11 protein-coding genes are annotated in these 13,249 nt (G+C 63.2%); 9 read left to right on the top strand and 2 right to left on the bottom strand.

Annotation, left to right across the window (positions count from 1 at the left end):
* Positions 1 to 82: 82 nt before the first annotated feature.
* Positions 83 to 1,417, bottom strand: coding sequence for an FHA domain-containing protein (locus AB0J47_RS16770; protein ID WP_364346233.1), 1,335 nt, complete (start codon positions 1,415 to 1,417; stop codon positions 83 to 85).
* Positions 1,418 to 1,558: 141 nt separating this feature from the next.
* On the opposite strand from AB0J47_RS16770, the gene AB0J47_RS16765 reads away from it, so the two are divergent.
* From AB0J47_RS16765 to AB0J47_RS16725, 9 genes are all read left to right on the top strand, one after another.
* Positions 1,559 to 2,764, top strand: a complete 1,206-nt coding sequence (locus AB0J47_RS16765) for a hypothetical protein (RefSeq protein WP_364346231.1) — start codon at positions 1,559 to 1,561, stop codon at positions 2,762 to 2,764.
* Positions 2,765 to 2,841: 77 nt separating this feature from the next.
* Positions 2,842 to 4,080: a hypothetical protein gene (locus AB0J47_RS16760; RefSeq protein ID WP_364346229.1), complete on the top strand. Its 1,239-nt coding sequence runs from the start codon at positions 2,842 to 2,844 to the stop codon at positions 4,078 to 4,080.
* A gap of 8 nt (positions 4,081 to 4,088) precedes the next feature.
* Entirely contained in the window at positions 4,089 to 5,288 is a 1,200-nt protein-coding gene (locus AB0J47_RS16755) for a hypothetical protein (RefSeq protein WP_364346228.1), read from the top strand.
* Positions 5,289 to 5,398: 110 nt separating this feature from the next.
* Positions 5,399 to 6,592 carry a hypothetical protein gene (locus AB0J47_RS16750; RefSeq protein ID WP_364346226.1) on the top strand — a complete coding sequence of 398 codons (1,194 nt, stop codon included), beginning with the start codon at positions 5,399 to 5,401 and terminating at the stop codon, positions 6,590 to 6,592.
* 8 nt (positions 6,593 to 6,600) lie between these two features.
* Complete coding sequence (locus AB0J47_RS16745; protein ID WP_364346224.1) at positions 6,601 to 7,794, top strand: hypothetical protein; 1,194 nt, start codon at positions 6,601 to 6,603, stop codon at positions 7,792 to 7,794.
* Positions 7,795 to 7,801: 7 nt separating this feature from the next.
* Positions 7,802 to 9,013, top strand: a complete 1,212-nt coding sequence (locus tag AB0J47_RS16740) for a hypothetical protein (protein ID WP_364346222.1) — start codon at positions 7,802 to 7,804, stop codon at positions 9,011 to 9,013.
* 98 nt (positions 9,014 to 9,111) lie between these two features.
* A complete protein-coding gene (locus tag AB0J47_RS16735) occupies positions 9,112 to 10,704 on the top strand; it encodes a serine/threonine-protein kinase (protein WP_364346220.1) in 1,593 nt (530 codons plus the stop codon).
* Positions 10,705 to 11,079: 375 nt separating this feature from the next.
* Positions 11,080 to 11,415 (top strand): WXG100 family type VII secretion target, encoded by a 336-nt coding sequence (locus AB0J47_RS16730; protein ID WP_364346218.1) that lies wholly within the window; start codon positions 11,080 to 11,082, stop codon positions 11,413 to 11,415.
* Positions 11,416 to 11,448: 33 nt separating this feature from the next.
* On the top strand, positions 11,449 to 11,742 hold the full coding sequence (locus tag AB0J47_RS16725; RefSeq protein WP_364346216.1) for a WXG100 family type VII secretion target: 294 nt from the start codon (positions 11,449 to 11,451) through the stop codon (positions 11,740 to 11,742).
* A 70-nt stretch (positions 11,743 to 11,812) separates the two neighbouring features.
* On the opposite strand, the gene AB0J47_RS16720 is transcribed toward AB0J47_RS16725, so the two are convergent.
* Positions 11,813 to 13,237 carry a type VII secretion-associated protein gene (locus tag AB0J47_RS16720; protein WP_364346214.1) on the bottom strand — a complete coding sequence of 475 codons (1,425 nt, stop codon included), beginning with the start codon at positions 13,235 to 13,237 and terminating at the stop codon, positions 11,813 to 11,815.
* Positions 13,238 to 13,249 lie beyond the last annotated feature (12 nt).

Genomic DNA, 13,249 nt, shown 5'->3' with positions numbered 1-13,249 from the left:
GTCGGCGTTCTGGCTGCGAGTTACTCAATCCGCACGAAATCAGTTGTTGGGTCGGGCAGATTCCCCAGGACGGCCGAGCATGTCAGCCGAATGGTGGCGGAGCGGCGGGTTCGAATCGCAGCACCCGGTTGCCGATCATGATTTCGGTGCCGGGTATCAGGCCCATCGGCTGGTTGGGTGGTAAGCGGATCCAGTCGCGGTAACCGGGTAGGCGGGTGCGGGTGCCATTGGTTGAACCCCGATCCACCAGGGACACATCCCAATTCAGCAGCAGCACCTCCGCGTGCGCGCGAGACATGCCGCCCGAGGAATCCTCGACCTTCAACGGCACCATGCCGCGGCCGGCCTGTTCGGAATGTTCCGGATCGCGGCCGAGGACCGCGTCCGCGGCCAGCATGTAGGTCATGCCGTCGTCGAGGACCAGCATGCCCAGCGGCGGGCGGACCACCTCGATCAGCTGCTGCGTCTGATCAACCGGCATCCCGCAGACCGTGCAGAACGCCGAGCGCGGATCGCTGGGATGCGCACGCGCGCACTTGAATCCCATCACCTTGACGGTGAGGGCGGTGGCCTTCGCGGTGGCCTCCAGCCTGCGCTGTAGATCCGGATCCGGGCGCGGGGCCGGATTGGTGCCACCCATTTGGGTCGGCGCGTGATGCGGGTCGACCGGTTGCTGCTCCTGGACCGAATCGAGCATCGCGGTCGAGGCGCGGGTTTCGGTCGGCTCGGGCTCGGGCTCGGGCTGGGGTTCGGGCACGGGACGCTGGGTCGGTCCCGAGTCGATGCGCGCGGTCGGTGGCCTCTCGGTCGGTGGCCTCTCGGTCGGTGGCCTCTCGGTCGGTGGCCTCTCGGACCGCAACGGTTCGGATCGAGCACGCACCGCATCGGACCAGACGATCGCGCCGCCTGCCTGTGCGATCCCCTCGACCAACCAGCCGATCCCCCGCTCGGCGGGCAGTTCCGGAATGCGGCCCTTGGGGTCGTCGACGAAGAGCGCGACCGCTCGCGCGGGCAACGATGCGACCCGGTCCACTGTGAAGGCGGCGTCGCTACCCCGATAGCGCTCGAGCGTTCCGTCACCGGCGAGTACCGCGGTGACCGCACCGTGCAGGAAGATCGCCATCCCGCCGGTCTCGGCGGCGGACAGGATGCCGAAATCGATCGGCGCACCGGGACTGATCCGCTCGGCATGCGTCATCAGCCAGCGTGTCGCGGCGCGCGCGACCAGTGCCCCCGGTCCCTGCGGATGCTGTTCGGCGGCGTCGCGCACGAGTTCGGCCAGCGATTCCAGCGCGATGACGGCAGGTGCGTCCGGAGTCGGGCGCCCATGCCCACGATGTGTGACGACCACTACCGCACCCGCGACCCGGGCGACGGCGTGACCTCCGACAACGACCTCAACCTGCCGATCCTTCAACGGTATCGGCCTTCCAGAGGTGCGCATCGCGGGGTCGTCGCCACATCGACAAGGGTATTGCAAACCAAGCCCTAAGGGGTCCCCGTCCACGGCGTCCGTCCGGTAACTTCAAATGCACATCGGGAGGAACGAGGGGCCGTCATGGTTAGGACTTCGCGCATCGCGCTCGCCGTGGCTTGTATCGCGGTGACCGGGGTGTTGACCGGCTGCAGCGGGGTGCAGGGTGCGCCGTTGGCGGCCGAGCAAGACGTGCGCAAGCTCGAGGTCGGCACCTATCCGGTCGATCGACACAAATACGACCAGGACGCCGGCTCGAACGGGGCGCTGCTCGAGGGCATGCGGATGTCGGAGGCCGTGGTCGCCAGTTCGAAGATCGACCCGTCGCTCACCTACGGACGCGAAGGCAAGGTGCTCAGCAGCATCGACGATGCAGTCGAACACGTGGCGTCCGCATCGAAACCGGTACTGGTGAACCGCAACTACCTCACCGGATACGCCACCAGCGGTTCGGATAAGCCCGATCCGCCCGGTCAGACCCGGCCGTCGGCCGACACCACCGCGATCACCAATGTCGTATTCCGGTTCCCGGACGAGGCCACCGCGAAGATCGCAGCGCGCGAACTCGAGGACGCCGATATCAATATCTCCCCCGAGAACCGCAAACTGACGTCGACCAAATATCCGGACGCCTATATCCATTGGCGCCCAGGCGTTCCCAACGTCGGAACCTTCATGGCGCACAAGGAGTTCGTCATCTCGCTGTTCGTCGGGCGGCCCCGCGCGGACAGTTCGGACTTGCTGAGCTGGGTCGAGAAAACGCTCGATACCCAGACCCGCGCGTTGGACAAGTTCCAGGCAACCCCGCAGGACAAATTCAGCAGCCTGAAGGTCGATCCGGAGGGCATGCTGGCGCGCGTGGTGGTCGCGGATCGTCGTGGGCACACCCCGAATGCCGATAACTTCGCTGTCTACGGGCCGAGTTACTTCGTACAGTCGGCCGAGGACGAGAGCAAGACCCAGAAGCTGGTGGACGAGGCCGGGGTCGACCGGTTCGCCGTCGTCGACAACGGTTCGGTCACCCGTGTCCGGGACTATCCGGCCGGGCAGAAATTCATCGACGGACTGATCGAAGAGGTGCGCGACACCTTCGACCCGATCGACGCACCCAAGGATGTTCCGGGCGCGAAGTGCTTGCAGCTCAACAGCAAAGGCGATCCGGAGCGGCAGTACAAGTACCGCTGCTACGTCCCGTACAAGCGGTATGTCGGTGTGGTCACCAGCGATAAGGAACCGGATGTGCGACAGAAGGTGACCGCGCAGTACGCACTTTTGGCCAACAGCTTCTGACAGCGCTCCGACCTCCGTGGGGAACCCGGACGGTGAAGTAGGATCCGCGCGGAGATACGCGAACGATCGGGTGGGACGTGAGATTCGACGCGAAATCGAAACTTCGAACAGCAGCGGTCGCCACCACGGTGGCGGTTCTCGTCGTCGGCGTTGTCGCGGGATGTGCCGCCGACGTTCCCGGTCACGCCGGCCCCGGCATGACCGCGGTGGATCCGAACAGCCTCAACATCGGGCCCTATCCGTCCGCGCCACAGGATTACTCGTTGGACGGCCTCGACAAGGACGATGTCTTCCGCATCGAATCCCGGCGCATGCTGGGCTATTTGGTCCTGCCCTACGACGTCGACAGCGATATCAGCCACCTCGTCGATACCCGTCTTGTGGAGGCGACCTCGACGAATTTCGACGACGGTTTGCTCGGCGTGCTGCCCGGGCAATACCTACCGGTCGTCGAGCGCAACAACTTCATCGCCGGGGTGTACACCCAGCGGTCCAACGACAGTCTGCGCAGCATCAAGAACCTGGCCATCGCGTTACTTCGCTTCCCGTCGGACGCTGCGGCACGCTCCGCAGCGGCGGAACTCGACCGGGCAACCGATGAGTTCAAGCCGGGGCGGCACCCGGTCGCGATCGACGGCTATCCGGATATCCGAGCCTCATCGGATAACGATAAGAAGGGCTATGTCTTCGTCGCGCGTGGTCCGTTCGTTCTGCTGAGCATGATCACCATGCCGGGGCCCGACCCGAAAGCCCTTGCAACGCAATTCAAGAAGATGCTCGATCTGCAGCTTCCCAAGCTGGACAGCTTGGTCCCGACACCAGTGGATGACATCCTCGACCTGCCGCTCAACCCCGACGGGATCATGCGGCGCACGCTGCCAGCCGGGAAAGAGACGCGGGACTACTCGCGGGACAAATACATCGGCATCTATGACGGACTCGGTCAGTTGCACTTCGAGCGCAACGGTCTCGATCTGAAACGGACACTGCAGGAAGCCGGTACCGATCTCGTCGCACAGAACCAGTCGACCCTCTTTCGCACTCGCGACCTCGCGGCATCGTTCCGGCTCCAGAACGCATTGGCGCAGTTGGGCAAGGACGACGAAGCCTTGAGCAGCCCACCGGGTCTCGCCGACGCACGCTGCCTGAAGATGGACGAGACGGAACCGATCTTCAACAACAAATTTCTGTGCATCCTCGTGCACGACCGCTATGTCGCGGTGCTCGGTTCCCAGGGACAAGGTCTCGGGAAATTCGACCCCGCGCTGTACCAGGCGACCGCCGCACAATATTCGATCCTGGCCAAGACCCAGTGAGCGCACCGATGAACCTTCGATACCGAAACGGCTTGCTCTGTCTCGCGATAGCGGCCATACTCGCGATGACCGCCTGCGGCGGGTCCGACGACCCCGCCCCCGCGGTGGATGTGTCGAAGCTCGAGGCCGGAAACTATCCGACGACACCGCGCGACATCGACAAACAGCGCACCGCCGAAACCGGTGCGGTGCAGGAGTCCATCCGACTCGCCGAGTTCGTGCCGCTGATAATGGATCTGGACGGTCGCCTGATCTACAACCAGCGCCCGTTCTACTTGCATCCGTTCACCCCACAGAATCCGCCGCGAAACGGCTCGCTCGGCGGATCCGTCGAGAACTTCGCCGAGGCAGCCCCCGGTCTCGTCGCGGGCTGGACCACCTCTGGGCACCGCAGGAAAGACCGCTCGCTCGGGCTGAACATCGACCTCACTCTGCTGCGATTCTCGAACAACGCGCAGGCAAAGACCGCCATGGACGTGTTCTCCGATGAGAAGAACGAAAAATACCCTCGAAAGGGGCCGTTGGCGATTCCCGGCTACCCGAATGCCAAATCCGCACTGACCCAATATGATGCCGTCGAAACCTGGATCGCGCGCGACGACTACTTGCTCTACACCTACCTCGGCAACAGCCTCGCGACCCCACCGGATCCGGCCCCGCTGATCGACTTCACCAAGCAGCTGTTCGACAAACAATTCGAACTGCTGAAGGGCTACACCCCGACCCCATCCGACAAGGTCGCGCAGGAACCCGCCGACATCGACGGCCTGGTCGCCCGAACCCTGCCGAACCAGCCTTCCGCGGGTTATGCCGACATCACCGGGGCCTACACCCCGCACGCGGCCCTGCACCTCGAGGAACGCCCCGACATCACCAAGCGCGCTTTCGACGACGCCGAGGTCGACCTGATCGCGCATAGCGACTCCTCGATCTACCGCACCGCCGACTCCGCCGCCGCCGCCCGACTCACCGCAAGCCTGCTCGACCAACTCACCGGGCTCTTCCAAACCACCGACAGCCCACCCGGTCTCCCGGCCGCGAAATGCTCGAAGAAGCTCGACAACGACGCGACCAAATCCCGCAACCTCGTCGAATTCATCTGCTACCTACCGTATAACCGCTACGTAGCCGCCATCACCGCCAACCAGCGCCAAGACCTCGACCAAAAACTTGCGGCGCAGTACAAACTGCTGGCCTTCGGCAAGTAGCTGCCGATCCGGACAGGCTGACACCGGCAAACTGGCCCCCGGTGCTGGTGGCTTGCGTCGAGTAGGATCCCGCGGGAAGTATGCGAACGGGGAGATGGAACGGGGGAAGTATGAGGTTCATAGGCGGATTCGTCGCGTTGCTCGCCGTGGTGAGCGCGGGTTGCGCGGCGAGCGTGACGGGGCATCCGGGGCCGGGGTTGGCACCGGTGGACGTGGCGACGTTGAAGACGGGGGCGTACGCCCTGGAGCCGACCACCTATGACCCCCGCATCAGCAGCATTCCCGACATGCGGCTGATCGAAGCGCGCCGGATGCTCAACTACCTGGTGCATCCCTATGAGATCGACAGCGAAATCAGCGACACGTCGAATCAGAAGTTCATGTCCGACGCCGAGTCGATGATCGGCGAGAAATACTTTCCAGAGAAGTACCGACCCGTCGCAACGGACAACAACCTGCTTGCCGGGGTTTATGTCGTGGGCGGCAACGACAATCTCCGCAACCACAAGAAGTTGATCATCTCGGTTCTGCGCTTTCCTACCGACGCGGCCGGTCGTGCCGCTGCCGACCAGTTCGATCAGGTCGCGAACAGTGATCCTGGCCGGCATCCGGTGCCCATCCCGGGGCATACGGATGCTCGGGCATCGTCCGCGGACGACCGAACGATCATCTCGTTCACCGCGCACGGCCCCTATGTGGTCGTGGTGAATCACGCACTGCCCCAACCGAACCAGGCGGCAATCGCGGACAATATCGAAAAGACGATCGACCTCCAGTTCACCCGATTGGACCAGCAGAAGCCCATACCGCTGGACGATCTCCTCGACCTGCCCACTGATCCGGACAGCATCATGCGGCGAGCCCTGCCAGAGGCCCCGGACTACAGCGACCCGTTCATCGGCAAGGCGGACTTCGGCTACTTCGACCCCTCGGGTGAACTGCACTTCGAGCGCAACCCGATCGATATTCGCAAGGCATTCGAGGAGAGCGGGGTCGATCTGGTCGGCCGCCGCGGCGCGATCATCTACCGTGCTCGTGACCTCCCCGGCGCCTTCCACCTACAGTCCGCGCTGGCCAAGACTGGTAAGAACGACGAAGTACTTGCACCGCCACCGGGTCTCCCCGACGTCCGGTGCGTCAAGCTCGATACCGCCACTGCTAACAGGAATTTCGACCAGTTCTGCGCTGTGGTCTACGGGCGATACGTAGCCGTCGTCGTCGCAAGAGGATTCGCAGGGGCGGTAGACCCGGTGCTGTACCAACGTGCCGCCGCTCAGTACGCGATTCTGGCGAAGAGTGAATGAGTCCGACCATGCGATTGCGACACAGTCTGTACGCCATCATCGCCGTGGCGCTCGCGGCGACCACTGCCTGCGGTGACAGCCAGGGCACGACCACGCCGACCATCGACGTTGCCAAACTGGATTCCGGCAACTATCCGACAACACCGCGCGATATGGAAACCACGCGCAATGCCGACTCGGGGGGCTATCTAGAGTCGGTACGGCTCGGAAACTCGGTACCACTACCTTTCGATATAGATGGAAAATTCGCTTTCCAACGCCTGGCAACGATCGATGGGCGGACCACCCTGAAATCCCCGGCAACCATCTCATCGATCGATAACAAGGAATTCCCTGATCTCGCACAAGGACTCGTCGCCGGGTGGGAGACGACGGGTGAGCGCCGGAGCCCGTTCTGGCTCGGCAGTTCGGTGATCATGGATACGCTCCGGTTCTCGGACCAGGGCAAGGCCGAGACCGCGGCTCGTCGCCTCGCGGACCGTCAGACCGAAGTGCTGCCCGGCGAGACCGTGACGATCCCTGGGCATCCGACTGCTCGTGCGAAATGGTCGCCAAGCAAACGGACCCTGGACTCGTTCCTCGTACACGACGCCATGCTGCTATACGTGCATATCGACGATCCGGTTAGTGAACCTGTCGACACCGCACCGCTGATCGCTTTCACCCAGGCGGCCTTCACTGAACAGATCGAGATGCTGAAGGACTACTCGCCGACTCCGGTCGATCAAATCGCATCCCTCCCTATGGATGTGGACGGATTACTCGGACGGACGCTACCGCTCGAAGAGCGGCAGAAGAGCGTATCCGGAATCGACCGCACGGTGCTGATGCCCGGACACGTCGCGCTGCATTCGGAGAACTTCCCCGCACTCGCCAAGGCGGCTTACGACGATGCGGGCGTCGATCTGGTCGCGTACGCCGGTGAGAAGGTATATCGCACCCGGGATTCGAGCAGCACAGTCCGTCTCATCGCCGCCATGATCGATCAGAAGGCCGATAAATACCGTCCGGTCGACGCACCCCCGAATATGCCCGACGCCAAGTGTTTCGATGTCAAGGATAAAAAGAGCCCTTCGCTTACATATCCGCCCGTGTGCTATCTCGCATACGACAGATACGTCGCGCGAGTCGTGGGAACCAACGTGCAGGAGGCATATCAAAAGGCCGCCGCGCAATACAAGTTACTTGCTTACGGGCGTTAGGGGAGGCATGAAGCTCGCGACGAAGCCGACGGCCGTTCGATGGGTGGCGGCACTGTGCACGGCCGCGGCGTTGACGACCGCGTTGTCAGGGTGTGGTGCCCAGGTGACCGGCGAGCCGGTCCGCGTGCAACCCGATGTATCGAAGCTCGATGTAGGCAACTATCAGACCAAGCCGCGCCAAGTGGGTAATGCCAAGAGCGACAAACAAGCTCGGGCGCGGGAGGCACAACGACTGGCCGACTATGTGGCGCTGCCGTACGAAGCCGACCCCGTTTACGTTGAGGACGCCTGGGGCATCGCGACACATATTGTCCTCAACCGCAAGACCCTCGGCAGCCTCGTCATCAACGACACCTTCGATGATGTCGCGAAGGACTTGGTCGCGGGCTGGGTCAACGCATGGCGAAGCGGGGGCGCGCAGGAGGACAAGCGGCGAACGCTGAATGTCGCGGTGCTGATGTTCCCGGATGCGCAAACCGCGTCGGCAGTCGGACCGACCCTCGAACACGACGACTTCACCTACAACGCCGACAATCAGCCTGTTCCGATCGCGCAGCCGAATACGTACGCACATTGGCGACCGGATATCTCCTCGGTCGGCTCGTGGACGGTGCACGACCGATATGTCGTCTACATCAAAGTGGTGGACGATACCTCGGCACCCGATCTGCCCGCGTTGGCATCGCAGGTCGAGAAGATGCTCGGAGTGCAACTCCCGCTGCTCGACAAGTTCCAGCCGACTCCGGCCGGCGAGCTCTCACGTATCCCGCTCGATCCACAGGGTTTGCTCGGCCGAACCATACCCAGCAATCCGGAAAGACCCATTCGCGCAGAGCCCGACGGTGTTTTCAGCGGCCGCGGGACGGTGTCGTTGATGAATGCCGGTCAGGCAACACTGCCGGAACTGGAGAAGCACGGCGTCGATCTGGTGTCGTTCGGTGATGCCGTCGTCTTCCGAACCAAATCCCTGAAGGACGCCGACGACCTCTGGACGAAGTGGCAGCCATTGAAACCGGATCAGAAGATGGTCGGCGCCCCGGCCGGACTCGGCGAACATGTCCAATGTTTCGCGGATGGAGTAACCGATAAGAATCCGACCGGCTCGATGAATCTGTGTATGTTCCAGGTCGATCGGTACGTCGTGCAGGCGTTCGGCAAGCAGCTGCAGGATCTGCACCAGAAGGTCTCCGCGCAGTATGTCCTGCTGCAGAGCCGTTGAGGACGGTTCGGATGCGACTCGAATACCCACCGACGACTTGCTAGATTTCTGACGGAGGCTCGCATGTCCGGGCGTTCGACATCATCGAGGAGGACCGAATGGCGTTGCGGCCCGGCGCAATCGTAGGTGGCTACCGGGTACTTCAAGTTCTCGGCAGCGGCGGTATGGGCACGGTGTACCTGGCCCAGAACCCGATCCTCCCCCGTCGTGACGCATTGAAGGTTCTCAGCGCCGACCTGTCCACCGATGACGAATTCCGCGCCCGCTTCGAGCGCGAAGCGAATCTGGCCGCCGGACTCGATCATCCGAATATCGTCGCGGTGTACAACCGCGGCGAGGAGAACGGCCAGCTGTGGATCGCCATGCAGTACGTCGACGGTGTCGATGCCTCGGACGAGGCCAAGAAGGGGCCCTCCGTGATGACCCCGCAGCGAGCCCTGCGGATCGTGTCCGAGGTGGGCAAAGGGCTCGACTACGCGCACCGACGCGGGCTGCTGCACCGAGATGTGAAACCGGCGAACTTCTTGCTCTCCGCCGCCGAAGCGGGTGATGAGGAACGAGTACTGCTCACCGACTTCGGTGTCGCGAAGTCGTCCGAGGACGGCCAAGACCTCACCGCGACCGGCAATTTCATGGCCACCGTCGCCTATGCCCCACCCGAGCAATTGGTCGGAACCAGCCTGGACAATCGCGCCGATATCTACAGCCTGGGCTGCTCGTTCTTCAAGCTGCTGACCGGGCAGAACCCGTATCCGTCGACCATGCCGGCCGTCGTCATGATGGGCCATCTGCACGAGCCGCCGCCGAAATTGAGTGCGGTTCGACCGGGCCTGCCGCCCGCCTTGGATGCGGTGATCGAGAAGGTGATGGCCAAGGATCCGACACAGCGCTACGCGACGTGTCGGGAGTTCACCCAAGCCGCAGAGGCCGCCTTATACGGCACTCAATTCCGCGCTCCGGAGGCCGGATATTCGACCGATAACCGCATGCCTGTCGCGGGATATTCGACCAACCCGACCATGCCGGTCACCGGGGGTCCCCACGCCCCCGGCTACCACACCCAACCCCGAACTCCTGCTACCGGATTCGCGCCGCAGGAGAATACGGACCAAAGCTTGATCGCGACGCAGCGAAATCACTCCCCACGGTCGGCCATCCGCCGAATCCTGGTACCAGCGGCTCTCGCGGTTGTCGTCATCGCCGCCGTCGCGGCTGGAACCTTTTTCCTCACCAACGGTAAATCCGACTCCGGCGGCGGTGGCGACAAGGTGGCCGAAGCGCGGAACGCCAATCCGCAATTCTCGGGAAAGACTGTCACCGCGTTCAATTTCGGCAACTCGACCCTCTCGGTGGTGCTCAACCCCAGCGACCAATCCAAGTTCCTGCAGAACCTCGGCTTTGCCTACAGCACCAAATACAAGGCCGTCGGCGACGAGAAGTCACCACGCGCACTTTCGGCCGCGAGTTATTCGGCAGATGTCGATTCCGAGGTCGTGATCGTGCTGCGGACCGATAGCCAGGCAGGGAACGGCGGACTGCGTGGCTTGCCGGGGAGCATTCTGTCAAGCAACGCGAAGATCGTTGTGGTCGATGATCCGTCGACAGTGCAGGCGTTCCAGGTGTGGACCGCACAGTCCCAGGACACACTGGCGGACAAGATGGTTCCGACGATCGCCAAGGTCGTCAAGTAGCGCAACGCCAGGGTTATCCACAGCTCTTATCGAACTGGGATCTGTCTTGTAGACGCGAGAGCGCGCTGTTCGGTAGGGTGTTCGCAGCCAGCCCACTCGCCAGTTCAAGTGGCCGCGAACAGGGGGAAGGAGGGGATCGGTGTGCTGGTGGCGACCGAGACGACGACATTGCGGTCCGAGACATCCGGGGGGATCTCTGAGGCCCTCCGACCGTGATGTAGCCGGTCGACAACGCTACAGCGCCCGTGCGACGCGGTGGATCTATCAGATTCTTTCGAACTGGATGGAACCGAACGGGCCGAGGACGCGTCCAACCGTATGAACGAGGTCAACTCGCACTTGGATTGACCACAACCAGAACCAGGAGCAGAAGCGATGACTTCACCAGGGAATTTCGCTGCGGATACCGAGGGTATCAATGCGAAGGCGAAGGAATTCCAGGAGCAGCACAACAGCCTGATGATGGCCATCCGGCAGTTGAAGACCGATGAAGACAACGTGACGAACGGCGCCAACTGGCAGGGTGCGGCCCGCGACGCGTTCAACGCCTTCATGGAGCGCTACTACTTCCAGGCCGACAAGATGAACGACCAGCTGATGGAGACCTCCGAGAAGCTGCTCAAGATGAGCAACTCGTTCTCTGATCAGACCGACGACTTCGCCTCCAAGGTGCAGGCGCAGGTTTCCAGCCTCGACCTGCCTGCGGTCTAAACTCCAAAACCACGCAGCATAGGAGCCTGAACAATGAGCAGTGGCAAGCCCATCTCCGCTAATTTCGACGGTGTTGCAGACGGCGCGCGTCAGATCATCAACCGCGCCGAGACCATCCGCAACGAGCTCGAGGCCTTCGAGAAGAAGGTGAAGGCCTTCTTCGACACCCAGGGTGGTGCGGCGAAGGAAGCGTTCGACCAGTACCAGACGACCTGGAACCAGCATGTCGTTCAGCTGAACACGACCCTGCACGGCGCCGCTCAGCTCGTCGACAAGGGCAACTCCGAGCTTCAGGGCACGGACACCGCGCTCGCTGGCCTCTTCTGAGATTCGACTCGGAACCATTCGTGCCCCCGGCAGTTTGCCGGGGGCACGAATTATTTGGGCGGAACAGCGATTACGGCGTCGTCTGAATGGATGCCGCGAACTGCGCACAGGTCTGCGCGATCGAGTCCCAGCTACCGAAGTACTGGCACCCGGTGCTGATCTGAAGTCCCTGCTCCACCAATACATGCCAGTTCACAGTTGAGCCATCACCGGGCTGTTCGGTGTAGGCCAGGCCCGATTTACCGCCGAATACTATGTCGCGCTTCAGCTCGCCGACCGTACCACTCGGCCGCTGCTTCATCTGGGCCTCGAGATTCGCCGCGACCTGCTCGTATCCGGCGCCCGTTGCGACCGGGGTCTGGATCACGGTGATGCGCATCCGAGTTCCGTCCGACGGGACGAGATCGACCCGAGACTTGTTCGGGTCAGGCGCCTGCGCGAATCGCCATCCAGCCGGTATCTGGAAGCGTACGCGCCCAACGGTTTCCGATGCTCGGGCCGTCGTCGATGGCTGCGCGCTGGTCGACGGCGGCGTGGGACGCACGGAGACAGCTGTGCTCGCCGGTGCGGCGGTTGGGTGGTCATCCGAGCCGCCGAACGCGAACACTGCCCCGACGGCCGCAGCGGCCACCACCGCAACCGCAGCCACGGCACTCACCACGTACACCTTCGTATTGCGCCCAGGCGGCTGCATCGCCGCTGCCCGCTGCCGCAGCGGCTGCATCCACTCCGTGGTCGGCAATGGCGCGATCTCGGGCTGGTACTCCGGTTCCAGCCGCGACCCACGCACGAGATCAGCGCCCGCGACCGGACGGACTTCGACCGCCGGTCCGCAGAACCGCTGTGCCACCGACCTGATCACATCAAGCTTCGCCGAATCCGAAACACCCACCGCCTGAACGACATCGGCAGGTTGCCCGCCGAGCAGACGATCGAAAAGAGTGGCCAGCTGTTCGTCCCCCGCCGCATCCGGCGCGATGTCGGCAATCGCGAGATTCGGTTCATGCTCACACGATTCGATGTGAGTGCCCTGATGGCTGCGCACGACAGCGGTCGCTGTGGTCGAGAGCGGGCCGAACTCCAACACAACGGTGCGCCTGCTGCGCGCGGTACCCGCATCGGTGACAACGGCGCGTATTGCCATGTCCTCGAACACGATATCGGTGGCGAAGCGCCGAACAGCATCGTCGATGACCGCACGTCGCCGCCTGCCCCATTCGGTCGGGCACACCACGGTCACCTGTTCGCACGGAATCGCCGCACCGAGGTTCCGCAGGACTGTTCCGACCACCGCCGTCATCGCTTCGGCGACGGCCGGAACACGCGGCAGCAGGGCTATGCGGTCCCCGCCCACATACTGGACCGCGGAGCTCACCTGTGTCGGCGGTGTAAGCGGCTCTCCGACAACGAGATCCCCGTCGCTACCGAGCACCACCGAAGGCGGCGTATCCCAATGGGTGGCCGGACCGCGCGCCCATACGCGGGTGTCCGTCACCACTAGATCGAC

This window comes from Nocardia sp. NPDC049737 (assembly GCF_040674755.1).
Lineage (GTDB): Bacteria > Actinomycetota > Actinomycetes > Mycobacteriales > Mycobacteriaceae > Nocardia.
This window is presented reverse-complemented; position numbering and strand designations above follow the sequence as displayed.